The sequence below is a fragment of the Ardenticatenales bacterium genome, assembly GCA_020634515.1.
Lineage (GTDB): Bacteria > Chloroflexota > Anaerolineae > Promineifilales > Promineifilaceae > JAGVTM01.
On record JACKBL010000004.1, the window covers coordinates 253063 to 280026 of the forward strand.

Genomic DNA, 26964 nt, shown 5'->3' on the forward strand with positions numbered 1-26964 from the left:
TCCCGTTTGCGCGTTTGCGAACGAAATTATCCCTCGCCACTCGCCACTCGCCACGCCGCGCGCGCCAACTGCGCCGCCGCCGCCGGCGTGTCCGCCAGCGCCGTCAGGTGGCCCATTTTGCGGCCTGGGCGAGCATCACGCTTGCCATACAAGTGTAATTTTACGTGCGGCAGCGCCAACAAACGCGCCCAATCCGGCGCGCCATCCTGCCACAGATCGCCCAGCAAGTTCACCATCGCCGCTGCCTGCAAATACCGCGTATCTCCCAGCGGCAGCCCGCATATGGCGCGTAGTTGCTGCTCGAACTGGCCGGTGACGCAGGCGTCCACCGTCAGGTGGCCGGAGTTGTGTGGGCGCGGGGCGATTTCGTTTAACAGCAGGCGACCCTCTTTTGTCAGGAAGAATTCGACGCACAGCACGCCCACGGCGTCCAACTGTTCCATAACTATGCGAGTGTAGGATGTGGCCGCGGCGGCGACGGATGCCGGCATGTCCACGGGCGCCACGGAAACGTCCAGGATATGATGACGGTGGGTGTTGGCCATGAGGCCGTAGTGGGCAAATCGGCCATCCATGCCGCGCGCGGCGACGACGGACAGTTCCCGCGCGAAATCCACGAACCCTTCCAGGATGGCCGGGGCTTGGCCAATGGCCTCCCAGGCGGCGGGCGCATCCGCGGTATGGGTGATCATGCGCTGCCCTTTGCCATCATACCCGGAAGAGGCCGTTTTCAAAATGGCGGGGCAGCCAAGCGCGCGCAGGCCCTGTTCCAGTTCCGCCAGGCTGGAAACAGGGTAAAACGGGGTGACGGGGAGGTCGTTGTCGCGGAAGAACTGTTTTTCGCGCAGGCGGTTTTGGGCGACGTGGAGGGCGGCGATGCCAGGGCGCAGGGGCTTTATTTCGGCGCAAGTGGCAGCGGTAGATGCCGGCACATTCTCAAACTCATACGTCACCACATCCACGCCGCCGGCGAACGCCCGCACCGCCTCCAGGTCCTCATACGCGGCGCAAACCTCCGCATCCGCCACCTGGCCCGTTGGCGTATCCCGCCCCGGCGAGAACACATGCACGCGATACCCCATGCGCCGTGCCGCCAGCGCCAACATGCGCCCCAACTGCCCGCTGCCCAAAATACCAATCGTTGCGCCGGGGAGAATTACCCCCGCTGGTGTTGTTTCCATAGTTCAGGGAAATACAATGCCGCTTTGCCTTGAAGCCCATATTCCAGATTCGCGGGCAGGGGTTCCAAAAAGAAAGGAGATGAACGCCATAACGCTTTTTTCGGCCACTGGCAGAGTTTGTCGCATTTTGCAGGATAAGCCATACCTGTCACCCCAAATCACATCATAAATCGACTTATTCTCTGTCGTCACGCCTTTGAATGCCGCGGCAACGGTGCACTCAAAATCTCTCCAGCCCGGTAATGTCCGCTGCCCTCTTTTGAGCATTCCACTGCCATCCTCTCTCAGTTTGCGTGGACCCCGCCAATCAGCTTATACTCAGTCACAGAACAACTGTTCTCTATATTTGCTCTCTTGCATGTTTCATGCCGAAATGTCTCTATCAGAGACGAAAGGGTAGTGTCATGTCAAGGGTGTTTTGATGGGAAACCGTAGGTCAATTCGCTGAATTGACCGGACAAGACAGCGTCTTGTCCTACGGCGCGTATCCATCGTTTTATGCGTGACAGGACAGTAGTCATGGCTTCGAGCAAAGACAAAATGTTCAACAGTCCCATTCGTTGGGTTGGAGGAAAATCACGTTTGCGTAAGCATATCATTCCCTTAATTCCTCCGCATACCTGCTATGTCGAAGTTTTCGCCGGTGCTGCGTGGGTGCTTTTTGGCAAAGCGCCAAGTCCAGTTGAAATTCTCAATGACATTGACCAGGAATTGATCAATTTCTTTAGAATCCTCAAAAGCGAACCCGAAGAGTTGATCAGGTCCTTTGAATGGGAACTTGTTTCCCGATCTGAGTTTGAAAGATTGGCGCAATTGGACCCAGCCACCCTTTCCGAAATGGAACGGGCGCACCGCTTCTATTACCTCATCATGGCAGGTTGGGGCGGCGAACTGGATTACCCGCGTTTTCAAACCAGCATTTCTGATGGGGGACATGGCAACCGTCTTATTGGGGCCTTGAAGCATTTGCGCCAACGAATTCAGCCCGCATATGAACGGCTACGCACGGTGATCATAGAAAATCTGAGTTGGGAAGATTGCATTGATCGTTATGACCGCGCGAAAGTCTTCATGTACCTTGACCCGCCATATCCGCAAAACGGGTGCAACTATAAACACAACATGCAAGATTGGGAAGATCATCGGAAGTTGGCAATGCGGTTGTCCCGAACAAAGTGCAAATGGATGCTATCTTCCTACGATATGCCAGAAATACACCAAATGTATGACGGCTATAACATTGTGCCCATTCAGTCCTTCTCCGGCATGAATACGAAAAAAAACGGGGCGGAGCGGGTCGTCAACCGCGAAGTGCTTATTACCAATTTTGATACACAGACAAACAATCTGCTCTACCCGCAAGGCGGGCTGTACGCTATCCAGCAACCTCTGCTCAAGGTGGGAGAATCTCCTGAGAGAACAGACTCTGCTTGATCGACGCCGCGCTTTGGTAAGAAAAGAGGGCGTCAGGCTTTATCTTCTGCCGGCACCTTCGCCGCCCGCACCTCTTCCATCTGACGGGTACGGAACTGTTTGAGCTTCTGCCGTAGATCGGGGTATTTGTTGCCCAGGATCGCCACGGCCAGCAGCGCCGCGTTTTTCGCTCCGGAATTGCCAATCGCCAGCGTACCCACGGGGACGCCGCCGGGCATTTGCACAATGGAGAGCAGGGAATCCAGGCCGTTGAGGGCGCGGCTTTGCACGGGCACACCCAGCACGGGCAGCGTCGTCTGCGCCGCCACCATGCCGGGCAGATGCGCCGCCCCCCCTGCCCCGGCGATGATCACCTCCAAACCACGCGCTTCCGCAGTCTCCGCGTATTCGCTCATCCATTGCGGCGTGCGATGCGCGGAGACGACCAGGCACTCGTGCGGCACGCCAAATTCGGCCAACACCGTTGCCGCGTGCCGCATGGTGGGCCAGTCCGACGTGCTACCCATGATCACGCCCACCAGCGGGGTCTCCGGGTTTGTCATGCTATTTCCTCTCTATTGTCGTCGGGAAACCGCCTCTCAAAAACGAAAGGCCAGATAATAAGGCAGCATCTTGCGCCAGGAGGGCCAGTCGTGCGGGATGTCGTATCCCCATACGTCCAACTCATGCGGGATGCCTTTGCGCTGGAGAATGTCCGCCAGGCGGCGCGATGCGTCCGGGTTTTCGTAACTGCCCTGTCCGGTGACAATGTGGATGTGCGTTTTCTGTTGCAGCATGCCCAGGTAAGGCTCTCCCAGGTTGGGCAGGTAATCGACGGGATTGTTGAAGTACACGTTTTCGTCGTAATGATCGCCGTTGTAGTAGCCGCGAATGTCGTAGGAGCCGCTCATGGCGATCATGCCGGCAAAGAGGTCAGGGCGGCGGAAGAGTTGGTTGGCGCAGTGGAACGCGCCCAGGCTGGCCCCGCTGGTGATGATGCCCAACTTGCCCTGGCAGCTATTCCAGATATAGGGGACAACTTCATCCGTGATGTAGTTGTTGTACTGCACCTGACGCAGGCCTTTGTACTTGACAGGCACGGCGCGGTTGAGCCAGCTCTCACTGTTGATGCTGTTGATGGAAAAGACTTTGACTTTGCCGGCATTGATCACCTCCGCCAGCGCATCAATCATCTGAAACCGCTCATACTCCAAATAATCCGCCGCCGCCGTGGGAAATAGCAACAACGGCAGCCCAAAATGCCCATACGTGGCAATTTCCATATACTTTTCCAGGTTGGGACTGTACCAACCATCCAGGATTCTGTGCATGACCTCATCCTCGCATGTTATTCGCAGCCCCTCATTTCCGCACGACTTCACCGACTCGCAGCCATAAGCCAACGAACACGGATCATTCGTATCAGGAATCTTGAACTGCCAGATTTCTCGGTTATCAGGGAACGCATCAGGCGCGGGCCGGCAGAACGCCACCCATCACGGCAAACCGCTCATGATTCTAGCACAAACCCGCCGGAGGATGTCATATTGCACCGACCTGATCATGCCAGCGGGCCAAATTTTGCGCTATCCGCGTCGCCGCCGGTTGCGCGCCGGGGACGAATGGCTGCCCAATCAACTTTTCGTAGACGCTGATATAACGCGCCGCTACTTGGGCCATGAAAAATGCCGGCATCACCGGAGGCGCCCCCTCACCCCGATACCCCTGTTGCGCATACCATCGCCGCAAAAACTCCTTATCCAGATTCTCCGGCTCCGCGCCGCCAGGCTGATAGCTCTCCGCCACCCAATAACGGCTGGAATCCGGCGTGTGTACCTCGTCAATCAACACCAGCCGCCCATCTACCAGGCCAAATTCATACTTCGTATCCACCAGGATCAACCCGGCGCGAGCAGCCAGCGCCTGCCCACGGGCAAAGACCGCCAGCGCCGTCTCCTCTACCTCCGCCCACAACGCCGGCGAAACCAACCCTCGCGCCACAATCTCCGCGCGCGTGATGCGCTCGTCGTGCTGACCCCGCGCCGCTTTCGTCGTCGGCGTAATGATAGGGTGCGGCAGGCGATCATTCTTGCGCAGGCCATCCGGCAGCGGAATGCCGTACGGCCGCCGCTCGCCGCGCTCATACAAATACCAGAGCGACGTCGTCGTCACCCCCGTGATGAAGCCGCGCACGACGACTTCCACGGGCAGCGGCTGCGCCTCATGCGCGATGGTCACGTTGGGATCAGGGATGGCGATCACGTGGTTGCGCGCCACGTCGCCAAGCTGCTCAAACCACCAGGCGCTCAACTGATTCAAGACCTGCCCCTTGTAAGGAATCAGGCCCAATACGCGGTCGAACGCGGAAACGCGGTCCGTCACGATCAACAGCCGCTGCTTATCGCGGCGGTAGATGTCGCGCACCTTCCCCGTTTCCTTTGCTCCCCAACCAGGAATGTCCACGCTTGCCAGCGCCTGGGGCACGGCGGCCAGCAATGATTCGTGCGTTAGCATAGGCTCTCCTTCAAAAACGCCCTACTGTCTTCAGGCAAAATAGGATTGCAGCACCGCATCCTGGCGCGCGCTGTCGCGCCATTCCGGCTTCAGGTCCAGGGCGCGCAGCAAATAGCGCCGTCCTTGTTTGCGATCGTCAAGCAGCGTGTAGGCCATGGCCCCCGCATAATACGCCTGGGCGTTGGTTGTGTCCAGTTCTAACACCTGGTCAAAGGCACCCGCCGCCGCCGCCGGCTGCCCCAGGCGCATTTGGCACAACCCAAATCCATACCAGGCCTGATCGTGTTCCGGCGTTAACTGCACCAATGCTTCATAGTTGGTCGCCGCTTCCGCGAAGCGCCCCATGTCGTACAACAAGTCGGCCATGACCAGGCGGTGCGTGTGGTAGGGGGGAAACAGGCGAATCGCCTCACTGTAGGCGGCGATGGCTTCCTCATACGCTTGCTGCTGTCGCCAGGCGTTGGCCTGCACCAGCAAGTCGTCGGCGCGCGCCTGTGCCGACTGCCGTGATGATCCGGGCGCGGGATTGAGATAGAGGCGATGCAACATGTCGCACAGACGGGAGGGATCGTAGCCGAACGCCCATGAGCGCGCTTCCTCAATGGTGAGTACCCGACCATCGTCGAAACGAATTTCCACGTCGTACATGATGCGTTCAATGCCACGAATGAGGGTGCGGTTGCGGTTGAGGCGGACGTCAACAATGCTGCGCGCGTCCCAGATTTGCGGGCTACGCCAGAAGTTGTGGACTTTGATCGTATCCGGGGTAAAACGAACGTTGGCAGGGCCGTGCATCTCCATCAAGAGAGCGGCAAGAAGCATGACGCCGATGAGAATTTCCAGAACCAGAAACGCTTCCCAACGGTTTTGCCGGTCGGCGATTAAGAGGGACATGGCTCCGAAACCCACGATCAGGAGCAGAGCGATGCCGGCCTGGCTCCAAAGGTAGCGGGATTGCAGGCGCAACTGCCAGGGGAACTGTGGTAGCTCCGGTTGCTGCAGGGCGGGTATGCGCTGGCGCAGCGCCTGGTACAGGTCCGGGAAGTTTTCCAGGCGGCGGTTGAGGCGGAGTTTGTCGTTTTCGGCGAACAGGATGAGGTTGGGAGGCAGGTGGTAATCGCGCTCCTGGTAGCCGGTGATGTCGGTGTAGGGGATGGTTTTGTGACGCTGGAAGCGCTGCCAGGTGATGTGCGTGTCGGTGAGGGTGACTGCGTCGCTGTGGCGAATGAAGAAGTAGATGCCCATCCAGTTGAGGGGGTTGATGAGGAGGATGGGCAGGAACAGGTAGCTTGCCAGGGGGCGCTGATCCAGGATAAGGGCGACGAGGAGCAGGAGAAAGAGGAAAACGTGCGCGGCGATGACAAAAATGCCGGCACTTCTCAAAGACCGCGATGAATGATAAACCTGGTTCATAGATGCCATTTCCATTACCCGCGCCCCTACCACACCGCAAAAAAAGAAAGGACGCGATCCTCAAACAGTTTCTCACTATCCCCATAAAACGTATGCCCCTGCCCTTCGTAACGGAAGCACTCTACCACATGATTCCCCGCCGTCAACAACCGGCACAACTGCTCCGACCACGCCGGCGGAACCGTTACATCCTTTACACCGTGGTGAATACTCACCGGAGCCTGAATACGGTCCAGATAAGAGATCGGGGAAATCGTCTGCAACACCTCAGATGGCGCGCTCATCTCAAATTCCCATTCCCGCCCCTCCGACCACGCGCTAATCCGCTCGTAATTGAGCGCCTCGTCCCCGCTCATCGCCCCATACAGCACCGCCGCCCGCACCGCCTCCGGCCAGACCGTGATCACGCGCAAGGCAATCCCGCCTCCCATGCTGTGCCCCCAGAGATAGATGTTGTTGCCATCGGCGCGGCGCAGCACCCCCGTTGCGTCCAGGCTTTGTTCCTTGACAATGGCAATCAGGTTCATCACGTCAATGGCATAGCCAATTCGGTAAGGGTTGGGGCCGTTATCAGAAGGAGGATGGTTACGGTAAGTGGGGTGAATGACAAAATAGCCCGCTTCCGCCAGGGCATCGGCGTAGCGCGTGGTGTAATCCTTCACGCGGTACTCGTCGGGGTCCACGTAGCCGTGCAGCACAATCGCCACCGGGAATTCCCCCTCCCCTTCCGGCACATCCATAAAACCGTACAGCGTCAATCCATCGCTGGGGTACGTGATCAGGTAGCGCGTGAAGGTGGGCCTGTACTCCATCGTTTCCACGATTCGCAGCGCGCCGCCACCATAAGGCCGGGCCGCTAGTTCGGCAATCGACAGCCCCTCATAAGGATTCGCGGTGGCCGTGGGGCTGGGCGTGGGGGACGGGGTGCTGGTGTGCGCGGGGATGGGCGTTGGCGAAGGAACGGGCGTGTACGTGGGGCGCAGGGATACGGGCGTGCGCGGCGGCGGCGATTCCGGTGGGGCGCTGGCCGGCGCGGCCAGCGTGGGTAAGGCAAAGCTATCGGCGGGAAGCAATCCCAAACCGCCGCAGGCCAGGAGTCCGGGCAAGAGCAAAAGGCCAAGCAGAACACGCCACCATGCACCGGTTTGCGTGACGATGCGCCCCCTACCCTGCTCCGCGGCTTGCGTTTGCTCCCGTTTCTCAGGACTATGCGAAGACATGTGCGGGTTGCTAAAAAGGGGCGCGCCCCACCAGGCTTTGATGCCATTCGGTGAGGAATTGGAGGGCTTCGTCAAACTTTTTTGCCGGCAGCGCCTTATAACTCGTGATCCCAAATTTACGATAAAACTCCCCATACACGCCGCCAAACTCATTCCGGTTCGTGAGCTGCCCCAGCGCCAACGCCACCGCTTTCACCGCCTGACTGATCTGGCTCGCCTGATCCGGCGTCACGCTGCGCCCCGTATCCCCCAACACCGCCTCCAGCTCCTCCAACCGCTGATCATGCTCGTCCAGGCGCGTCGTATGTCGATCCAGTTGGGCCTCCAACAAAATCTGGTTGCGGGCCAGTTTCACCAGGGCTTGCAGCATCTTGTACGCCTGCACCGCCTCCGTGTCGCTTTGCAGCAAATCATCCAGCACCGGGTCCGTGGTCAGCCGCCCCTCCTGGAACGCTTCCGCCAACACTTTGTAGCACTCCCGCTGGTAGCGTACCAGACGGTCCCGAATCTCCTCTTTGACACGGCTGGCGCTGATGCCGAAGAGGAAACCGCTCAGATAATCAAGCGGCAAACAAATCATCTCCTGGCGACCTCCAGGTGTCACCGTAACGGTGACACCTCGCACCTCCCGCGACAGCACCAGGTCGCGTTTGATGCGCCGCCGCTGCGGATCCCAGGCCACGCCCAAGAAATCGCAAATGGGGCGGATGGGCACGTATATCTCCTGCCGTTTGCCCATGTCCACCAATACGACGGTTATCTCATCATCATAAAAGACAACCTGCTTTTGTTCAAGAGGGATCAACGCGGTCATCAGTTAACCTCGGAATAGAAATGAGTGGTCAATAAATCGTGGACAGAGGCAAAAGTACCAATGAGGAGGACGCGCCGCTACTCGTCATGTCGCCAGTTAGGCATACGCAATTCCACGTTCCGCGTCTCCACCATATCGCGCTCAATACCATAACGGTGGACGCGCTCCAGCCCCGCCGCCAACAGATAACGCATCAACTCCATCTTGCCAATGCCATACCGCTTTACCAGGCGATTGATCTCCTCGTCCATTTCTGGCGGCAGCAGCACGCCACGCCGCAATTGCCGCCCGGCCATGGAGGGGTCCTTGCCCTGCGGGTTTGTCGCCCGCCGCACCTCCGTGGCCGGAATTACCTCAAACGGGTTGGCTAACTGCTTTTTGCGCGTATTGGGGCGGTTAACTTTCGGTTCTTCAAAATCGGCTAAAAAATCAGGCAGATCATCGGCCATAATAGATACGCTCCACTAATCGCTGATAGGCATCGGCGGCTGGCGAGTCGGGCGCATACTCAAATAACGTCATCCCTCCCCCGGACGCGGCGGATTCGGGGACCACCTGGTTTTTAGGAATCGGCTCCGCGACGACTTTCACGCCGTACGCATCAACAAGAGATTCCAGCACCTGGTTATCCTGCACTTGTCGCTTCACAAAAAAGGTGGGGACAACCGTGTGGATGGCGATGTTGATGCCGCTCATCTGGGCGCGGCGCACGTTTTCGATGTGCTGCCCGGCGCCAATGGCACTGAGGAAGTCCAACTTCACGGGCACAATGGCCGCGTGCGCCAACTGGTACACAGCATTAGACAGCGCGTCGTGCGCCGGAGGGCAATCGATGACGGTAAAAGCAAACCGCTCCGTGAGGCTTCCCAGACGGGATTCAAGTAAGTTCAGCAAGGGAACGTTGCGTTCGCCTTCGTTGGGGCGCATGATGGCCATGGCATTGGTCAAGGCCTCCTGCATTACCAGTTCCGTTTTTATTTCCGCCAGTTTTTGGTCGGAAGGCAACAGCCACAAATTGGGGCGCGGCAGACCTTCGTCGGCGCGGTCGGCAACGATAAGGCTGTCGCGGATCGCCCCGCGCCCCACGAGGACGTCGGCCAGGGTCGTCTCGTTTGGCTGTACACCCAGGGACGTGGCGCAGTTTCCTTGCGCATCGAAATCGATCAGCAAGACATGGCCGTCATTGTGCGCGGCGCACATCCGCGCCAGGCCATAGGCAAGGTTAACGGCGGTCGTCGTTTTTCCGACGCCACCTTTCTGATTGACAACGGCAAAAATCGTTGGGTGTTCGCTCATCAGGAATATCTCCGTGATCCTCGTGGAAGGGGGAGCCGCGGATGGGGCTGCCGCGGATGGGGCTGCCGCATTTTCCCGCGCTCAAGTGGTATCAATTGAAACCATATTGGTATCATTTGTTTTCAAAGATGATGTCAAATGGTATCACATGGCATCATATGCGCAAACAAACACGGCAAGCCCATTTACATGTGGTATCAATTGATACTAATATGATTCCAAATTGATTTCAATTTGAGATATAAGTGATAACATTTGGTTCCAATTTTGCATGAACGGCAGGAAACTGGCGTTTTCGCGGATGGGGTGGGGGGAAATGCCGGCATTTCCTCCCACACAACGCCTCTCACAGCCTCCCTCACCTCATCAACACTCTTCGCATAGACCTGAGAAGACAAAACGAGTGGAAACCGATCAACCCGTGTGCTAATATCCCCGTAGCGACTAACACTCTCGGGAGATTGGATCACTTTCACCAGAGAAAACTGATCCAACCTGGCCTAGCCGTTACATATCCCATCATATTTCCACGTTGCGTCAAACACCCTGCCGAGGTTCCACATGCACATCGAAACACTCGATCTCGCTTTTCAACACACCCCCCAAACAATCGCCGCATACCTGATCGAAGGACCTGCCGGCATGGTCCTGGTCGAAACCGGCCCCGGCTCCACACGGCACACCCTCGTAGACCATTTGCGCCAACGCCACCTGCAACCCCGCGACCTGCAAGCCATCATCGTCACCCACATCCACCTCGACCACGCCGGCGCCGCGGGCTGGTTCGCCCAGCAGGGCGTACCCGTCTACGTCCACTACGTCGGCGCACCCCACCTGATCGATCCCACCCGCCTGTTGTCCAGCGCCGCCCGCATCTACGGCGACCAGATGGACACCCTTTGGGGGGAGATGCTCCCCGCGCCCGCCGATTGCGTCCACGCCTTGCACGATGGCGACACGATCACCGCCGGCGGCCTGACCTTCATGGCCATGCACACGCCGGGGCACGCCAGCCACCACCATGTGATCTGCCTGGGAGACATCGCCTTCGTCGGTGACGCCGGCGGCATCCACTTGCCGGGGACGGATTTTGTCGATCTTCCCGCGCCACCGCCGGAATTCGACCGCGAGGCCTGGCGGCAAACGATACAGAAGCTCATGGATGCGGGGTTTGCCGGCATTTATCCCACCCACTTCGGCCTCGTCACAAACCCCCGCGCCCACTTCCAGGCAATCGGCCAACTCATCGACCAGGCCGTCACCTTTATCGACGCGCGGCTGCAAGCCAACATGCCCCGCGACCAACTCGTCAGCGAATATGTAAACTGGATTCACCAAAGCGCAACAGCCCACCACCTGTCCGAAGACCTTTTCCACCGCTACGCCATCGCCAACCCGCACTACATGTCCGTAGACGGCATCACACGCTACCTGCGGCGGCGCCAAAAATCATCCTGATCATCCTTTGCACCATGCCCCTGGAAGCGCTTCCCTACGTCCTCCTGCTCGGTTTTCTCTTTGGCTCCACACTCGTGGCCTCCCGCTTTGGCGTCGCCCAATTCGCCCCTTCCACCTACATCGGCCTGCGCTTGAGTCTGGCGAGCGCGGCATGTGGGCTTATCTACGCCATCCACCCCGCCTACAAGTGGCCGACGGACGCCCGTCTCTGGCGGCGCGCCACGCTTCTGGGCGTGGTGGGCACGGCCATTCCCATGACGGCCATTGTCACATCGCTGCGGTACCAATCCAGCGGGGTCACGTCCATTCTGCTCACGGCCAATCCGGCGCTGACAGTCCTGTTTGCCCATTATGCGCTTAAGGACGAGCGGCTAACGCGGCGCAAGGTTGTCGGACTGGTCCTGGCCCTCGGCGGCGCACTGCTGCTGACACTACGGGGAGAAAGCGGCATTCCCGGCGTCCACGAGGCCAGCCCCATGGGCTATGGGCTGGTGCTGGCGGCCATGACCCTGGCCAGCGGCGCAACCATCTACATGCGCCGCTATCTGGCCGAGTATGCCGCGCTGGATGTCTCCACCATTCGCTTCCTGGCGGCGGCGCTGACGGTGCTGCCTCTTTCCGCCTTGCTCTTGGGATTGGATTTCAGCCGGGTGGATGGGCGCGGATACCTGGTGTTGGGGTATGCGGGATTGGTGGGGACGTTTATCGGGCTGCTGCTGGCTTTCTACATTGTCAAGCGGTTTGGGGCCACATCCGCGGCCATGACGGCGTATGTGATTCCGCTGGTGGCGACGGTGGGTGGGGCGCTGCTGCTAGGGGAGCAGATCACGCCGGGGATGGTGGCGGGTATGGGCATCATCGTGGGGGGAATAGCCCTGCTGCAAATGCGCGCCTGAGACCGGACGTGCGCCGCCCGGCCTCGGATGCGCGCGCCAGGCTCCCCCGTCCGTGTTTTCGCATAGTTGTGAGCGGGAGGAAAAGGACAACCGCTAGTCCTCGACCTCGTCGCCATCCTCAACATCAGGGGAGGATGATTGTATCCAGCGATCCAATCGTTCCAGGGAAAACCGCCATGTGCCGCCGATTTTTCGTGCCGGCAATACGCCTTCTTGCGCGAGCTTGTACACAGTCGAGGAAGCCAATTGCAAATACTCGGCTACCTCCCTTATCGTCATGATCCTATCACTGCCATTCCCAGACATCGATCCTCCTCCGCAATTCGCCAAATCACCAAAACCTTGTAACGACTAACGCGCTCTGGAGATTAGCCCAATTTCACGCGCTCAATGAGCATGTTCACCAGAGAAAATGGGGCCAATCGGGCTTAGCCGTTACCCTGCCACGATTTCACGAAGTGCGTTTTTCGTGTAATTCATGAATCTCCTGACAAAAATCCTTGTCGTTATACAACATGAAAGGCGTTCGCTTTATACAACATGAAAGGCGTTCGCTGATATGGGATAAACCTGGCAGGGTTTTGGCAGCCAGTCTGGTTTGCTCAACTCATTCCATTTGTTTATTGCCGATAATTACTGGATTCTTTCTATTTTTTAACAATACCCCGGTCAATTGCTATTCTTTACCCGCAAAAGTATAATGAGTTCACTGAAAAAACCGGGTTTTTCGAGTGTCCGGCCGAAATTACCAGAGTGGTTCATGTGTAAAAACCCGGTTTTTGGCCTTTCAGATTGTGCTACCACGGGGATGAAGAACGTGACCGACCTAACATCACCCGATTGGAACGCTCAACTAGACAAGGCGCTCCGCCTCTTTGCTCGGAAAAGGGGATGCGACCTGGTAAAGCACATCCGACCCATCGTCCTCGCCAACCTCAAAATCGGGCGTTTCAATTACTACCTCAAACGTCACCCAGAACACCAACTCACAGACTACGTTGATTACGTCGCCGACCACTACCAGCAGTGGGCGGCATATATCATCCTGTTGCAGCAAACCCGGTCGGATCAGATATGGCGTCTCCTACACAGCAAGCTGACGGTCTGGGCGCGACATTACTTGAGCAGCGGCAAATACAATCTCGCTCAAGGAGAGGCCGAAGACATTGCGCACGAAGCCATGCTGGTTTTGATAACGGCGCGATTCCCTTATGATACACACTTCGATCCCTGGGCCCGCCGCATTTTGCGCAACACCTGCGCCCAAATGCACCGAAAAGCGAAAGAGGTAGCGGAATTGCGGGAACAACAACAGAGCGAACAAGGGCCAACGCCCGTGCGGAAACTGGAAGAGTCGGTTGCCATACACCAGGATTTGTTGCGCTCTATTGAGACCATGAGCAACCCGGATCGTCAACGTTTCCTCCTGCTACACTATTACCAGGATTTGTCTTTTGCGGAAATTCAACCGATAATGAATAAAACGTTAAGCGCATTGTACAAACTGCACTTTGACGCTCTTGAAGAGGTGCGGGAGATTTACAATCGCCAGGGCCAGGAGGGAAAGGCATCATCGCTGACTATCCGTCGCCGGACAGCCGCTTGAAAATGGACTCCTTTTTCATCGGGTGGCCGTGGGCATCATGGCGACGCCGTTCCGCCAATCGCATCAAAACAGCCATGGGCCATACTACAAATGAGCTTATCAATGCCTGATACAGGGGATTATCCAGCCGCCGATTGGACGCAGAGGGAACTGGCCGAACTGTATGAACGGCTGGAGCAATCCGGCGAGATGCCGGCATCCGCGAGACGATTATTGGCACAGATACGAAGGGAACTGCCGGCATCCACGTCCCCTACCGACGAAGACACCATCCGCGAAATAGCCCAGGCCGCACTGTGGGGCCTGGACATTGACACATTGCATCCCGCCTTTTTTGCCAGAATGCTGGAAGACAAAACCCTCCAGACGCAATTCCTGGCCTCATTAGAAGAACTAGAAGCAAAAGAAACGCAGAACACGGACCCATCTCCCCTGGATTCGCTTCCGCCACGGCATGCCAATGCCACGCCAGGCGGTTGGCGCATCGTCTGGCAACAGACAATCGCCCAGGTCCAGGCGGCTTTCGACTGGCAGGCGCGCGGCCTGGCCTACCGCGACATGCGGGACGCACTGGAGGCCCCACGCTTTCTTCTCTTCCAAAGCCGCACCCACATGCAAGAAAACGACCTGGCTCTGGCGCTCCACGCCTATCAGGAAGACGAGTCACCGGACTACCTCCGTTTATCCATCTCCGTGGGCATCAGCGGCGACGCCCCCGCTCCATTGCAGGCACGTTTGACGTGGGGCAATTTCGATCAGACGGTAGTGATCCAGGGACCGGCGGAAGTGTTCTACCGTCCGCTGCTCCTGGCGGATGTGCTGGACGATCAAGCGCATTTTCTGCATGATTTGCGGCTGTCTCTAGAGACGATGCGCAACTGAGCGGGAACACGACCGAATGGTGGATACGCAATGGATCAATCTGGCCTGGACGGCTCAATTTACCTGGAGATGGCAGAGCGGTTAGATGCCGGCATTCTCCCCCACGCCGAACTCCCCCGCCACGCCATCGAACTCCCCCCCCTCACCGATCCTCTGCTCCACACCCTCACCACCCACGCCGCCCGCTTCGCCTATCGCCGCCCCCGTCGCGCCTGGGCCATCGCCGCCGTCGCCAACGCCGCCGCCCGCGTCCATCCCCAAACGTCCCCACTGCGCCGGGGGCAGGCCGCCTTCCACGAAGCCGCCGCCGCCAACTTGCTGCCCGATCCCCATCTGCTGCGCCCCCCGCTGGCGCAGGCACGCGCCCACTTCCGTGAAGCCAACGCCCCCGCCTGGCTGACCGCCTGCCAATGGCAGGAATACGCCGAACCCTGGCTCCACACCAACTTCGCCCAGGCCGTCGTCGCCCTGGAAGAAGCCCTCGCGCACCTGTTGCAAGTAGAGGAAATGGCCGCCTTCGTTCTTCCCTGTCGCCTCTCCCTCGCCGTCGCCTATCTGCTCACCGGGCGCGCCGACACAGCCCAGGTCCAGGCGCAATACGGACTGACGGCTCCCGATCCCGCCCTGCAAATCAAGGCCTGGCTCGTACAATCCATCTGTGACGCACCTCAGGGATTGCCGGCAAGATTCGCCGCCCTGGACCAGGCGCAGGCCATTGCCAACGACCTCGACGCTCCCGTCTGGCAGGGACGCATCGCGCAGCAGCGCGGACTCGGCTATCTCATCCAGGAAGCCTACTCCGCCGCCATTCCCCACCTCCAGGCAGCCCGCGACATCTTTGAGCAATGCGGCCTCCCCTTGTGGACGGCACAAGCCTACAACGCGCTAGGTCAGGTTTTTCGGGACCTGGGGCAACTCCGCAACGCGCGCGAAGCGCTGACCCAGGCATACGGCATCTACCGGCAAGCGGGCGTTCCGGGCGCGCTGGCGGACAATTTGATGGACACGGGCAAGCTGCTCAACTACCTGGGGCAATTCCCCCAGGCATTAGCCGCCCTACACCAGGCGGAAGCGCAATACAGACTTGTCGGACGCCACATGCTGGCAGCCTACGCCATCCTCAATCGGGGGGATGTAGACCTCTCACAAGGGCGCTACCAACATGCCCTGCAATCGTTGGAAGCGGCGGAAGCGGAACTGATTGACCTGAAATACCCCCGCGAAGTCGCCACCTGCGCCCTGCGCCTGGCGCGCGTCTGGTATCTGTTGGGACAGCCCGAACCCGCCCATCACTACCTGGATCAGGCCGCCGCCTATTTTGAAACGCAGGATATACCCGTCTACAAAGCCGCCATCTACAACCGCCGCGCCAACGTACTGGAGCAAGAAGGGAAATTGGAAGAAGCCGTTGACTGGTGGCGGCGTGCCCTGGATGTTTCCACGTCCCCCGACATGGCCGCGCAGCACGCCCTGACGCAGCGGGCATTGGGAGAAGGGCTGCTGGCGCTGGGCAAACTGGCGGAATCGGCGCCCTATTTACAGGAGGCGCAGGAAACATTCACCGCCATGGGGCACAGCGTCGAACAGGTCAACGGCGATCTGGCGCTGGGGCGCTACTACCTCCAGGCGGGCGACGCGGCAGCGGCGGAAGCGGCCTGGGAGCGGGCCAGATCGCAGAGCGAAGGGCTGCTGCCAGAACAAACCTGGCTGGCGGAAGCAGGGCTGGCGGACCTGGCGGCGCAGTCCGGGCGCATTGATGCGGCGTTGGCGGCCTATCGCCGGGCCGTCGCCGCGCTGGCTCAATACCGGCGCGATTTCTGGCAGCCGGAAGTAGCCGGGCATCATTTTACGCGCGTCAAGCCCACTCTGGACGCGGCGGTGCGGCTGGCCGCCACCGAAGACGCCGCCGAAGATGCCTGGTACTTTATTGAAGTGAGCAAGGCGCAGACGTTGCAGCGGCAGTTGGCGGACGCGGCCATGCAGTCAACCATTTCCGCCGTCTCGCGGCGGACGGAATTGTCGGACCTGGCGGCGGAGATTCGCTGGCTGCGGGAAAAGTTGCAGGAGGTGGGGCGGCAAAGTCGTTTGTTCCGATCCACGGCAGATCCGACGGCGTCACCTTTGCGCCGGCGGCTGCGCGAGGCAATTACGCGGTATGAGAAGCTGCGGGCGCGCCTGGAGCGACAACAGATGGGGGAGAGCGACGCGGATTTGCCGGCAGAGCAGGCGGAGTTGAGCCGCTTCCGGCGCGCGGCGACGCAGGCATTTGGCGCGGGGTGGGGGGCTATCAGCTATTACCTGGGCGGCGATGATACGCTGTATGCCACATGGACGACGGCGGAGACGTGCCGCGTCTGGCATACGCCAATTGATGGGCTGACCGGTTTTGTGCTGGGGCAGTGCGCCCAGGCGCAGACGGGGGAGCGGATTCTGGATCGTGATCTGGCGCTGTTGGGGGATTTGTTGATGCCGGCATTTATCCGTTCCCACCTCCATCCCCATACCCCCCTGCTCATCGCCCCCTCCGGCAAACTGCACAGCATCCCCTGGGCCGCCCTCCGCCTGGACAACGACCACCTGGTCAACCGCTGCCTCCCCCTGATCATCCCCTCCGCCGACAGCCTCGTCCTCCTGCACCAGCGACAGCACCAACGGCCACAGCCGCCAACCACACGGTTGCGTGGACGGATATTGGCCGTGAGTACCTTCGCCAACCAGCAGCAGCCCCCTCTGCCACTCGTCACGGAAGAGCGGCACGGCTTGCAACAACTGCTAGGGGCCGAAAACGTATCCATCCTCCACGACGAAGCAACCACCAGAGAAAATTTGCGCCAATGGTGGGCGAACCAAGAAGCGAGCGAGGATTCATTCTTTCACGTCGCCTCCCACGCCGCCGCCGGGCGTGACAACGGACGCCTCAGCGGCATTTTTCTCTACGACAGCGAACTATGGGTAGACGACATCTGGGAGTTGGCCCCGCTGCCGTCGCTGGTCACGTTATCCGCCTGCTATGGTAGCCACAGCCTGCGATACGATGGCGACGAGACGGTAGGGCTGACGCCCACCTGCCTGGCGGCGGGAGCCAGCCGGGTTGTGGGCAATTTGTGGCGCGTGCTGGATCCGGCGGCGGCGGCGTTGATGGTGGACTTCTACGCCCGCTATGCCGCCGGCGCGACGCCGCTAACGGCGCTGGCGGCGTCGCAGCGCGCCGCCATCAGGCAGGGCCATCATCATGCGTATTGGGGGGGATTTGTGCAAGTGGGGTGTTAGTGGGTGAGGCAGTTGATGGTTGAGTTCGCTGAAAAAACCGGGTTTTTCGATTGTCTGGCTGAAATTTCCAGAGTGGTTCCTGTGTAAAAACCCGGTTTTTGACCTTTTTTCAGTAGAGTCATGGTTGGTAGTTGGCGGTTGAGCGTTGGTTGGGCTGTAGGGTGGCGCGCTCGTAGCGTGGTATAATGGCGGGGCATCGACCCCGACTGTCCCCAGATTACCAGTCCAGGTCCATACCGGTCGGCAACCAACTGAAGTGCGTACAACAAACAGGGATTCCAACCACTGTTAACTACCAACCACCGACTGCCAACTTTTCTCAGGCGGGTTAGAACCTCGCCCTGTACGGTGTTTTCGAAGGACGCTGCATGAAAATCGCTGTTGGCTCAGATGAGCGCACCTATTTAACAGACAAGATCGTGACCGACCTGCGACAGAGGGGGCACGAACTGACCCTCCATGGGCCGCTGCAAGATGAACCGGCTTATTGGCCCGCCGTGGCGCGAGAAGTGGCGGAAGCCGTGGTCCGCGGCGCGGCGGATGAAGGCATTCTATTCTGCTGGACGGGCACGGGCGTCAGCCTGGCGGCCAATAAAGTCCCCGGCATTCGCGCCGCCCTCTGCGATGACGCGGAGACGGCGCGGGGCGCGCGCCTGTGGAACAACGCCAACGTGCTTTGCCTCTCGCTGCGTCGCACGTCGGAAATTATGGCGGAAGAGATACTCAACGCCTGGTTCCAGCACCAGTACGAACCCAACGAAGTGGATGACGAGTGCCTGGCGCAAGTGACGGCGCTAGAGGCGCAATATCGGCGCGAATAAAAACAGCCCATGTCCCGCTCCCGCTTCATCGCCGAACCCATATCCGTGGCTTTCGATGCACCGCCGGCCATGAGCAAAAAACCGCCATGCCCGGATCGCTTCACCTGGGATGGGCAAACGTTTGAGATCGCCGAGACGCTGGCCGCATGGCGCGACTACCGGCGGCGGGGGCGGATGGCGCGCAATATGCAGCCGCAGCACGCGGCTGTGGCGGAAAATCGCGGCTCGTGGGGCGTGGGGCGTTTCAGCTTCAAGGTACGCACGACCGGTGGGCGTGTGTTTGAAATCTACTACGATCGCGCCCCGAAAGATGCCGACAATCGCCAGGGCAACTGGTACCTCTACCGCGAGTGGCTAGAAGAATAGCCCCCACGCTTTCTCCCCTTCACACCTCAACAAGGTAGGTTTCATGGAGCAGACAACCTTTCGTATTGCCATTGACGCGCGTGACACCGCTTTTGACCACAGTGGGGCCGGCTTTGTGCAGGCCGCGCGGGAATCAGGATTGACCGGCCTGAGCGACTGCGCGCGCGCCCGCCTCTACTTCTTGCAAGGCACACTCACACCCGCCGACGCCGCGCGCGTGGCGCGGGAACTGCTGACAGACCCGGTGACGGAGCAGTTTACGGTGTCCGTTGGCGCGGGGGAACAGGCGCAACGTCCAATGGCGGCAGTCCATACCATCGAAGTGACGCCGCTGCCCGGCGTGACCGATCCGGCGGCGGAGAACCTGGTACGCGCGGCACGGGCGCTGGGCATTGATGGCGTGGCGCGGGCGGCTACGGGGCAGCGGTTTACACTCACGGGGACGCTGGACACGGACACGCTGACGCGGTTGGCTTCGGAGCTATTCGCCAATCCCGTCGTCCACCGGTTCGCCATCGATCGGCCCATCGCGCCCCCTTTCTTCGCGTATCAGGCGGCGGACGAGCGGGTAGACGTGATCCCGCTGCGGATGGCGGATGATGCGGAGCTGATGGCGATCAGCGCGGCGCGGCGGTTGGCGCTAAATCTGGCGGAAATGCAGGCGATTCGCGCCTATTTTGCGGCGGAGGGGCGTGATCCGACGGATGTGGAACTGGAGATGCTGGCGCAGACGTGGAGCGAGCATTGCGTGCATAAGACGTTTAAGGCGACGATTGATTATGTGGGGCCGCCGGCGGGCGCGTCGCCCACGGACCCGCCCAGGCCACAGCGGATTGATGGACTGCTGCGTACGTATATTCAGGGGGCGACGGAGACGATAAATAAACCGTGGGTGCGGTCGGCGTTTGTGGATAATGCCGGCATCATCGCCTTCACCGATACCCACGACCTGGCCTTCAAAGTAGAAACCCACAACCACCCCAGCGCCCTGGAACCCTTCGGCGGCGCCAACACCGGCGTCGGCGGCGTCGTGCGCGACATCCTGGGCGTCAGCGCCCGCCCCATCGCCAACACCGACATCCTCTGCTTTGGCCCGCCCGACCTGGCGCACGATGATCTGCCGGTGGGTGTGCTGCATCCGCGTCGCATTGCCGCCGGCGTGGTGCGCGGCATCGAAGATTATGGCAACAAGATGGGCATCCCCACGGTAAACGGGGCCATCCTTTATCATCCGGGCTACACGGCCAACCCGCTCGTCTACTGCGGCTGCCTGGGGGTGTTGCCGCGCGGGGCGCACCGCACACAGGCGCAACCGGGCGACCTGATCGTGGCAATTGGTGGACGCACGGGGCGAGATGGGCTGCGCGGGGCGACGTTTTCCAGCATGGAAATGGATGTGGCGACGAGTGAAATTGCCGGCACAGCCGTGCAAATCGGCCACCCCATCCAGGAAAAACAGGTGCAGGAGGTCGTCCTGCGCGCCCGCGACGAAGGACTGTACAACGCCATCACCGACTGCGGCGCGGGGGGATTCTCCTCCGCCGTGGGCGAAATGGGCGAAAAGATCGGCGCGCGCGTGCAGCTCCAGGCCGCCACGCTCAAATATCCGGGCCTGCGCCCGTGGGAAATCTGGCTGAGCGAGGCGCAAGAGCGCATGGTGCTGGCCGTGCCGCCGCGCCATCTGCAGCGCCTGCGGCAAATCTGCGCCGGGCAAAACGTGGAACCCATTTGCCTGGGGGAGTTTGAACCGGGCGGGCGGCTGCGGCTGTTCTTCGGGGAACGGCTGGTGGGGGATGTGTCGATGGCCTTTTTGCATGATGGGCTACCGCGAAGGATAATGCCGGCATTCTGGCCCCCACCCACGCAGCAAAACAACACCCCACCTCCCCCAGCCCCCCCCGCCAACTGGACGACAATCCTCCTCGACCTCCTGGCTCACCCCGATATTCACAGTAAAGAAGACGTCATCTGCCGCTACGACCACGAAGTGCAAGGCGGCACGGCCATCAAGCCGCTGGTGGGGTCGGCCAACGCCGGACCGGCGGACGCCGCCGTTCTCGTGCCGCAAAGCGCGCAGGTCGCCTTGCTCGACGCGCCCGAAGCGGCCACTGTCCCCGGCGTCGCCCTGGGCAACGGCATCCGCCCCGGCTACACCGCCAGGGACCCTTACCTGATGGCCTGGGCCGCCATTGACGAGGCGCTGCGCAACGTGGTCGCCGTGGGCGCGGACCCGGACCGGGTTGCCATTCTGGACAACTTTTGCTGGGGCAACCCCAACCTGCCCGACCGCCTCGGCGGGTTGGTGCGTTGCGCGCAGGGCTGCCACGATGCCGCCATCGCTTATGGCACGCCCTTCATCTCCGGCAAAGATAGCTTGAACAACGAATACACGGGTGCGGATGGGCAAAAACACGCCATTCCCGGCACGCTCCTTATCTCCGCTCTGGGCATTGTGCCCGACGTGACCCGCACGACGGCCACCGATTTGCGGCAGCCGGGCAGTCGCCTCTACGTCATCGGCGACACGCGGGAGGAGTTGGGCGGCGGGCATTATGCCGCCCTCCGGCACGCGGCGGATGGACAACTGCCACAGCCTGTGCCTGACGCGCCGGCTCGTTTGCGCGCACTGCATCAGGCGATTCGCGCCGGATTGGTGCAGGCGTGCCACGATTGCGCCGATGGTGGTCTGGCGGTGACGCTGGCGGAAATGGCTCTGGCCGGAGGGCTGGGGCTGGATGTGGACGTGGCGCGGCTTCCCGTGGCGTATCCGGTGACGACGGAAGCGGCGCTGTTTGCCGAATCGTTGACGCGGTTTGTGCTGGAGGTGGCTGTGGCGGATATGCCGGCACTGGAAGCGATGCTGGCGGACATTCCCCACGCCGTTATTGGTAAGGTGACGGCAGCGACGCGATTTATCCTGCGGGACGGGGAACAACCGCTGATAGATTTATCCGTGACGGACCTGGAGCGAGCCTGGCGCGGTCAGGAATCGCCCCCGCCACCAGTGCGGGCAACCGCGCCCCTGCCATCAGCGCGACAGCGTGGCGGCGGACATCGGGTGGGCGCGGCCAGAGTGCTGATCTTGCACGCTAACGGCACCAATCGGGATCGGGATGCGGCGCTGGCCTGCCACCTGGCGGGAGGCGACCCGGAGATCGTCCACGTGAATCAACTCCTGGCCAGGGAACGGCGGCTGGATGATTACCACATGCTCGTGGTTCCCGGCGGCTTTTCCTACGGGGATGATCTGGGGGCGGGGGTGCTGTGGGCGCAGGATTTGCGGCATAGTTTGGGGGAAGCGCTGCACCATTTTGTGCAAAGCGGTCGCCCCGTGTTGGGCATTTGCAATGGATTCCAGGTGTTGGTGAAGGCGGGCGTGCTGCCTGGGAATACATCCGGGGCGCGGGACGTAACGTTGACGTTTAATGAATCGGCCCAGTTTGAATGTCGTTGGGTCTATTTGCGGCCCCATGCGGCCTGTAACAACCTGTTTACGCGCGGGTTGGATGAGTTGATTTATTGTCCGGTGGCGCATGGGGAGGGGCGGCTGGCGGTGCGTGATGAAGCGGCGGCGGCGCGGTTGTGGGCGCAAAATCTGGTGGCGCTGCGTTATGTGGACGCGGCGGGGAATGACGTCGGGTATCCGGGGAACCCTAATGGCTCCGTGGATGGCATTGCCGGATTGAGCAACGCGGCGGGGAATGTGTTGGGGTTGATGCCGCACCCGGAAAATCATATTTTTCCCTGGCAGTGTCCGCGTGGGGAATGGGGCGGGGAGGCGCGGATGGGTTTGCGGTTGTTTGTGAATGGATTGCGAGGAAGCTAGATGTGTGGTGAGACGAATGCGGAGCGGGTGCGGGCTTTTCATGCGGCGATGGGGTCGCCCGTGCCGGCAAAACCCCATGCCCCCGATCAGTCACTTTTGCGCTTGCGGGAAACCCTGCTGGACGAGGAATACGACGAAGTAAAGACGGCTATCCGACAACTGATGGCCGGGGCTGAAGGCGTTAACGCCGCCGCCTTCAGCCATCTGATGCACGAACTGGCCGATTTGCTGTACGTGACCTATGGAGCCATGCTGGCCTGTGGCGTTGACCCCGACCCGGTTTTTGCCGCCGTGCATCAAGCCAATATGGACAAAACCCATGGACCGCGTCGGGCCGATGGTAAGCAGCTTAAGCCTCCTGGATGGCAGCCTGCGGATGTGGGGGGCGTTATTGCGCGCCAACTCGGCAAATTTGCCGAATAACACTGCTTAACCGCTGGGACCTGTTTGCGAAAAGAAAAAAAGAGTCCCTTGATAATGGGGTGCAGTTTCTTCCGGGATTACGCGACCTGATCAAGCCAGATCAGACCTGATCAAGCCAGATCAGGCCTGATCTGGTTGCTGCCCGGCAAGGACGTGCCAATAGGTGGCCGAGCTGCGATGGGGGCGTTGATTAGCCCAGTAGACGTCTTGCGTGGGCGCGCGGTTGTATCCATGGGCGGCCTGGCTCCCGTCGCGGAAGAATCGCTGGCAGCGGCGCTCACGCTTTTTTCCGGCTTGTGTCTTGTCGTTCCCCGTCATCCCTTCATGCAACAGGACTGCAAGCTGCCGGTTGAGGCGGCGTCGTTGCCCCGGCGCTCGTTGTGCGTGGGGGCCGATGTAGCTGTTGGGTAGCTGCCAGGCCAGGTAGGTTTGTCCGGCCTGGCCCATTTGGCCGCGGTGGTCGCGGAAATGGAACAGGGCGTGACCATGCTGGCTGGCGCGTGCTTGCGTTGTTGTCGGGGTAGGGGGGGCTCCCACCGCGATGTTTGTTTGTGGTCGAATGCCGGCACTTTTCTCATACCGGCGTTGTGTTTGTCGCGTCGTCTGGCTCAGTTTTTCCAGCGTGATGCGGGCGATAGGGGCCGCCTGGATGCGTCCGTCGCGGGTTGTTTTGCCGCGGCTGCTGTGGAAACTGGCATAGAAATGGGCGCGAACTTTGCCAATGTCGCCACGCAGGTGTTTTGCCGGCAGCAGAACGGCAGGCGATGTCAGCGCGGCAACGCCGAGGGCGGCGGCTACGCGGGGCACGGACCGCAGCCAGATGCGTTCGTTTTGCCGCTGCCAGAAGATGTCGTCTCCTTGCGTCAGTAAATTGCGTAACTGCCGCCAGCCACAGACGCGCCACGTTCCCGTGGTGGATGTCAGTTGCTGGCGTGCCTCCGCGAGCGAGAGCCAGCCGCGTCCTGCTTGATCCAGGTGGCGCAGCAGCAGCCAGATGCGCCCGGCGGCTACCTGACTCTGGCGCAGCATGGCCAGGGCCAGGTCCGGGTACAGGGTGAGGCGCGCGTCGTGTGTCGGTTTGTCGGGCGTGGGTGGGGTGGATGGGGCGGGTGGGGTGGATGGCGGCGGTGTGTTTAAGGAGGGGGTTTGCCGCCGCAGCAGTTGGGTGAGGGGTTGGCTTTCCCATCCGAGATGGGGGGGGAGGGTGATGGGGGGGGGAGGAGAAGATGCCGGCACAACACAGGGGTCCAGGCGGCGCCCGGTTTCATCTGTGTGTATGGGCTGGTTGGTGGAGAGGCGTTGATGCCGGCATAGCCTGCGCCGTGCTGCCAGATGTTCCTGAGCCGACTGCAAGGCCAATAACCGCTCACCCTGCCGATATTCTTCCCTCACCGCGCACTCTAGACGGGGCGGAGCAGCCTACACCAATGCATCAACCTCGCGCCATGCACGAGATTATTGACACATATACAGGCGTGTGCTATGCTCTTTACCCGGTAGAGCAAACTTCGTGGAGGCGCAAAAACCCCCACCCCCTCACAGGGTACATTGTTGAAAACGTTGCCAGCGGCTTCAACTCAAATGTATAAGTTTGCTTGCAATTTCCGCCAGGCCAAGCGTGCCCCCGCTTGGCCTTTTGCTTATGCACGAGATGCACGCACGTTAACGGAATACTTGTTAGCGTGAAACATCTCAATCGCCGAGGAAAGCCACCACACTGACATGCAATGACCTTACTCAGCTACACACCACTTGAGTGAATTGCCCCCTCACTCGCAATGGTGTTCTCGCTGTCTTTTTCTTGTTCAAGATGCCCCATTGCGTACTTGCTGATGGGCAGGCACTGAAAAACAAGAGAAATGGGGTGCGACGCAAAACAGTGTAACAAAGATAGAAACCCTTGTCAATAAATCTATATGCTATAGATTGCCGATTCGGGCATCTTTTTGCCATAGAAGCCGCAATTGACGCAAATTGTTGTGGATAGCATGTGGATAACTTGTGGGTTTTGTGTTATAAAGAGGAACGGGATCGCGCAGTTAGGCCTCCCTTGACAATCACATTCACACTTAATAGGATATGTCCATGAGCGCTGACATCTTCCCCATGATCGAGATCGATCAATTCTTTCAGCCCAAATGGGAAAACCTGGGGTTAGTGGTTCCCCCCTTCAGCATAGAGGCCGACCCTCGCTTTATGTACCTTTCCACAGAAACCAAGCGCGCGCTGTCCAAGGTCAGCTACATGGTGGAAGCCGGACAGGGGGCTTCCATCATCATAGGCGAGGTAGGAACGGGCAAAACAACCCTGGCTTCCTGGTTTCACAGTCGCTATGCGCGCCGCCCCGATTTCGTTGCCGCCAAAGTTGATGAGCCGCCCAAGCGCAGCGGTCTGCTTCTGCTGCGTCGTATCGCGGCCGAGTTTGGTTTGCGCACCCGTCGTGCCACGGAAGATCAACTAAACGAGTTCCGCGCTTATCTCGTCGAGCAGACAGCCAAAGGCGTGCTACCATTGATCATCATTGATGAAGCGCACGAATTGGGCGCGGAGCAATTCACCGAACTTCGCCGCCTTCTCAACTTCCGCGATCCACGCGGGGGCAAGGCATACCAGCTGGTGCTGCTGGGGCGGCCCGAACTGGATATTAATTTGCGCTTCGTGCCCGACTTCAATGATCGCGTCGCCACGCGATCCTCGCTTGATCCTCTCCCCCCGGAAGATACCAAAGCCCTCATCGAATATCGCCTGTTTGCCGCCGGACGCAGCCCTAGTCAGGGAACGCTTTTTACGGATGACGCCGCCTTGCTGATATGGCGCACGACGAGAGGCTATCCTCGCAGCATCTGTTTGCTTTGCTTACATTTATGCCTTGAGTTGTTGGCCCAGGACAAGGGACGTCTAATTGACGAGGCATTTGTCAATGCGTTTCTGGACAAGCACCAGAATTACCGTCAGCTAGAGGGAAATAGTTAGTGGAACCGAAGAAAAGCACAATTGCCGCGCTGTTGCAGGATAAGCCAAAGCGGGGTCGTCCGCCCCGTCGCATTAGTCGGCAAAACGTCTATGTTGCGCTAACAGGGGAAGAGAAGCAGGCTATGCATGACCTGGCGGATAAACTCCCGCCGGGCTTGAAGCGCGCGGATATTCCCGATCTTGCTATCGGTCTGCTGGCCGTGAGGTTGGAGAGCATACGCCGGCATGTTGCTGATCGTGAACGGGAGATGCCAGAGGGAATAACGGATATGGAATCGTTGTATTTGCTGTGGGATTTGCCGTTGCCGGCGGAAGATGCGGAGCGAAACTGGACCTCCCTCCGCGTATCGCCGCAGCAAGCTATTGAACTAGGACGTGTACAAGGCACTCTTCACGCCCTCTTTGGCGCCAATCGCAGCCAGGTGTATACACTTGGATTAGCCCTGTTTCGTCAGGCCGTACAGAACGAACTTGCTCACCACAGCTATAATTCCGTACATGATCTCCAAGAACTGATCGAGGCTATTTTTTTGTGAGTAACTCATAAAGAATACATCGAGATCAACAACCGCTCAACCCCGTCACCCTGATA

General features: G+C 59.8%; 23 protein-coding genes. 12 read left to right on the forward strand and 11 right to left on the reverse strand.

The features are described 5' to 3' along the window. Positions 1-26 precede the first annotated feature (26 nt). Complete coding sequence (locus H6650_12745; GenBank protein ID MCB8952873.1) at positions 27-1181, reverse strand: 5-(carboxyamino)imidazole ribonucleotide synthase; 1155 nt, start codon at positions 1179-1181, stop codon at positions 27-29. A gap of 519 nt (positions 1182-1700) precedes the next feature. On the opposite strand from H6650_12745, the gene H6650_12750 reads away from it, so the two are divergent. Further along, positions 1701-2615, forward strand: coding sequence for a DNA adenine methylase (locus tag H6650_12750; protein ID MCB8952874.1), 915 nt, complete (start codon positions 1701-1703; stop codon positions 2613-2615). 32 nt (positions 2616-2647) lie between these two features. Here the strand turns inward: H6650_12750 and purE are convergent, their stop codons facing one another. From purE to H6650_12790, 8 genes are all read right to left on the reverse strand, one after another. Next, positions 2648-3157 (reverse strand): 5-(carboxyamino)imidazole ribonucleotide mutase, encoded by a 510-nt coding sequence (purE, locus tag H6650_12755; protein MCB8952875.1) that lies wholly within the window; start codon positions 3155-3157, stop codon positions 2648-2650. Positions 3158-3193: 36 nt separating this feature from the next. After that, positions 3194-3925, reverse strand: a complete 732-nt coding sequence (locus H6650_12760; protein MCB8952876.1) for an esterase family protein — start codon at positions 3923-3925, stop codon at positions 3194-3196. A gap of 211 nt (positions 3926-4136) precedes the next feature. After that, the gene (locus tag H6650_12765; GenBank protein MCB8952877.1) at positions 4137-5108 is read right to left on the reverse strand and encodes a phosphoribosylaminoimidazolesuccinocarboxamide synthase; all 972 of its coding nucleotides are present in this window, start codon (positions 5106-5108) and stop codon (positions 4137-4139) included. Positions 5109-5138: 30 nt separating this feature from the next. After that, the gene (locus tag H6650_12770) at positions 5139-6521 is read right to left on the reverse strand and encodes a tetratricopeptide repeat protein (GenBank protein MCB8952878.1); all 1383 of its coding nucleotides are present in this window, start codon (positions 6519-6521) and stop codon (positions 5139-5141) included. Between the two features lie 26 nt (positions 6522-6547). Then, complete coding sequence (locus H6650_12775) at positions 6548-7333, reverse strand: alpha/beta fold hydrolase (protein MCB8952879.1); 786 nt, start codon at positions 7331-7333, stop codon at positions 6548-6550. A 418-nt stretch (positions 7334-7751) separates the two neighbouring features. Continuing rightward, positions 7752-8555, reverse strand: coding sequence for an ORF6C domain-containing protein (locus tag H6650_12780; protein ID MCB8952880.1), 804 nt, complete (start codon positions 8553-8555; stop codon positions 7752-7754). A 77-nt stretch (positions 8556-8632) separates the two neighbouring features. After that, entirely contained in the window at positions 8633-9004 is a 372-nt protein-coding gene (locus tag H6650_12785; GenBank protein MCB8952881.1) for a hypothetical protein, read from the reverse strand. Beyond that, positions 8994-9851, reverse strand: a complete 858-nt coding sequence (locus H6650_12790; protein MCB8952882.1) for a ParA family protein — start codon at positions 9849-9851, stop codon at positions 8994-8996. The genes H6650_12785 and H6650_12790 overlap by 11 nt, the downstream gene beginning before the upstream one ends. 561 nt (positions 9852-10412) lie before the next feature. On the opposite strand from H6650_12790, the gene H6650_12795 reads away from it, so the two are divergent. Beyond that, complete coding sequence (locus tag H6650_12795; GenBank protein ID MCB8952883.1) at positions 10413-11309, forward strand: MBL fold metallo-hydrolase; 897 nt, start codon at positions 10413-10415, stop codon at positions 11307-11309. Positions 11310-11323: 14 nt separating this feature from the next. Further along, positions 11324-12205 (forward strand): DMT family transporter, encoded by an 882-nt coding sequence (locus H6650_12800; GenBank protein MCB8952884.1) that lies wholly within the window; start codon positions 11324-11326, stop codon positions 12203-12205. A gap of 93 nt (positions 12206-12298) precedes the next feature. On the opposite strand, the gene H6650_12805 is transcribed toward H6650_12800, so the two are convergent. Then, positions 12299-12511 carry a helix-turn-helix domain-containing protein gene (locus H6650_12805; protein MCB8952885.1) on the reverse strand — a complete coding sequence of 71 codons (213 nt, stop codon included), beginning with the start codon at positions 12509-12511 and terminating at the stop codon, positions 12299-12301. Between the two features lie 511 nt (positions 12512-13022). On the opposite strand from H6650_12805, the gene H6650_12810 reads away from it, so the two are divergent. The 7 genes from H6650_12810 (at position 13023) to H6650_12840 (ending at position 23399) form a co-directional block, all read left to right on the forward strand. Then, positions 13023-13811, forward strand: coding sequence for an RNA polymerase sigma factor (locus H6650_12810; protein MCB8952886.1), 789 nt, complete (start codon positions 13023-13025; stop codon positions 13809-13811). Between the two features lie 102 nt (positions 13812-13913). Then, the gene (locus H6650_12815) at positions 13914-14693 is read left to right on the forward strand and encodes a hypothetical protein (protein ID MCB8952887.1); all 780 of its coding nucleotides are present in this window, start codon (positions 13914-13916) and stop codon (positions 14691-14693) included. A gap of 30 nt (positions 14694-14723) precedes the next feature. Beyond that, complete coding sequence (locus H6650_12820; GenBank protein ID MCB8952888.1) at positions 14724-17963, forward strand: CHAT domain-containing protein; 3240 nt, start codon at positions 14724-14726, stop codon at positions 17961-17963. A 368-nt stretch (positions 17964-18331) separates the two neighbouring features. Beyond that, on the forward strand, positions 18332-18784 hold the full coding sequence (locus tag H6650_12825; protein MCB8952889.1) for an RpiB/LacA/LacB family sugar-phosphate isomerase: 453 nt from the start codon (positions 18332-18334) through the stop codon (positions 18782-18784). A gap of 9 nt (positions 18785-18793) precedes the next feature. Further along, positions 18794-19150 carry a hypothetical protein gene (locus H6650_12830; protein ID MCB8952890.1) on the forward strand — a complete coding sequence of 119 codons (357 nt, stop codon included), beginning with the start codon at positions 18794-18796 and terminating at the stop codon, positions 19148-19150. A 43-nt stretch (positions 19151-19193) separates the two neighbouring features. Further along, positions 19194-22976 (forward strand): phosphoribosylformylglycinamidine synthase subunit PurL, encoded by a 3783-nt coding sequence (gene purL, locus H6650_12835; protein ID MCB8952891.1) that lies wholly within the window; start codon positions 19194-19196, stop codon positions 22974-22976. Then, a complete protein-coding gene (locus tag H6650_12840; protein ID MCB8952892.1) occupies positions 22977-23399 on the forward strand; it encodes a hypothetical protein in 423 nt (140 codons plus the stop codon). A 120-nt stretch (positions 23400-23519) separates the two neighbouring features. Here H6650_12840 and H6650_12845 read toward each other — a convergent pair whose 3' ends face one another. Then, on the reverse strand, positions 23520-24791 hold the full coding sequence (locus H6650_12845) for a hypothetical protein (protein MCB8952893.1): 1272 nt from the start codon (positions 24789-24791) through the stop codon (positions 23520-23522). Positions 24792-25484: 693 nt separating this feature from the next. Between H6650_12845 and H6650_12850 the strand changes: the two genes are divergently transcribed. After that, positions 25485-26372, forward strand: a complete 888-nt coding sequence (locus tag H6650_12850; protein ID MCB8952894.1) for an AAA family ATPase — start codon at positions 25485-25487, stop codon at positions 26370-26372. After that, positions 26372-26908, forward strand: coding sequence for a hypothetical protein (locus tag H6650_12855; GenBank protein ID MCB8952895.1), 537 nt, complete (start codon positions 26372-26374; stop codon positions 26906-26908). Before H6650_12850 ends, H6650_12855 begins: the two co-directional genes overlap by 1 nt. The last annotated feature ends 56 nt before the right edge of the window (positions 26909-26964 follow it).

What these genes read in the sequence shown, in the direction of transcription:
- H6650_12745 (MCB8952873.1), bottom strand. Translation starts at nt 1,181, where the DNA reads ATGGAAACAACACCAGCGGGGGTAATTCTCCCCGGCGCAACGATTGGT.
- H6650_12750 (MCB8952874.1), top strand. Translation starts at nt 1,701, where the DNA reads ATGGCTTCGAGCAAAGACAAAATGTTCAACAGTCCCATTCGTTGGGTT.
- purE (MCB8952875.1), bottom strand. Translation starts at nt 3,157, where the DNA reads ATGACAAACCCGGAGACCCCGCTGGTGGGCGTGATCATGGGTAGCACG.
- H6650_12760 (MCB8952876.1), bottom strand. Translation starts at nt 3,925, where the DNA reads ATGCACAGAATCCTGGATGGTTGGTACAGTCCCAACCTGGAAAAGTAT.
- H6650_12765 (MCB8952877.1), bottom strand. Translation starts at nt 5,108, where the DNA reads ATGCTAACGCACGAATCATTGCTGGCCGCCGTGCCCCAGGCGCTGGCA.
- H6650_12770 (MCB8952878.1), bottom strand. Translation starts at nt 6,521, where the DNA reads ATGAACCAGGTTTATCATTCATCGCGGTCTTTGAGAAGTGCCGGCATT.
- H6650_12775 (MCB8952879.1), bottom strand. Translation starts at nt 7,333, where the DNA reads ATGGAGTACAGGCCCACCTTCACGCGCTACCTGATCACGTACCCCAGC.
- H6650_12780 (MCB8952880.1), bottom strand. Translation starts at nt 8,555, where the DNA reads ATGACCGCGTTGATCCCTCTTGAACAAAAGCAGGTTGTCTTTTATGAT.
- H6650_12785 (MCB8952881.1), bottom strand. Translation starts at nt 9,004, where the DNA reads ATGGCCGATGATCTGCCTGATTTTTTAGCCGATTTTGAAGAACCGAAA.
- H6650_12790 (MCB8952882.1), bottom strand. Translation starts at nt 9,851, where the DNA reads ATGAGCGAACACCCAACGATTTTTGCCGTTGTCAATCAGAAAGGTGGC.
- H6650_12795 (MCB8952883.1), top strand. Translation starts at nt 10,413, where the DNA reads ATGCACATCGAAACACTCGATCTCGCTTTTCAACACACCCCCCAAACA.
- H6650_12800 (MCB8952884.1), top strand. Translation starts at nt 11,324, where the DNA reads ATGCCCCTGGAAGCGCTTCCCTACGTCCTCCTGCTCGGTTTTCTCTTT.
- H6650_12805 (MCB8952885.1), bottom strand. Translation starts at nt 12,511, where the DNA reads ATGTCTGGGAATGGCAGTGATAGGATCATGACGATAAGGGAGGTAGCC.
- H6650_12815 (MCB8952887.1), top strand. Translation starts at nt 13,914, where the DNA reads ATGCCTGATACAGGGGATTATCCAGCCGCCGATTGGACGCAGAGGGAA.
- H6650_12820 (MCB8952888.1), top strand. Translation starts at nt 14,724, where the DNA reads ATGGATCAATCTGGCCTGGACGGCTCAATTTACCTGGAGATGGCAGAG.
- H6650_12825 (MCB8952889.1), top strand. Translation starts at nt 18,332, where the DNA reads ATGAAAATCGCTGTTGGCTCAGATGAGCGCACCTATTTAACAGACAAG.
- H6650_12830 (MCB8952890.1), top strand. Translation starts at nt 18,794, where the DNA reads ATGTCCCGCTCCCGCTTCATCGCCGAACCCATATCCGTGGCTTTCGAT.
- purL (MCB8952891.1), top strand. Translation starts at nt 19,194, where the DNA reads ATGGAGCAGACAACCTTTCGTATTGCCATTGACGCGCGTGACACCGCT.
- H6650_12840 (MCB8952892.1), top strand. Translation starts at nt 22,977, where the DNA reads ATGTGTGGTGAGACGAATGCGGAGCGGGTGCGGGCTTTTCATGCGGCG.
- H6650_12850 (MCB8952894.1), top strand. Translation starts at nt 25,485, where the DNA reads ATGAGCGCTGACATCTTCCCCATGATCGAGATCGATCAATTCTTTCAG.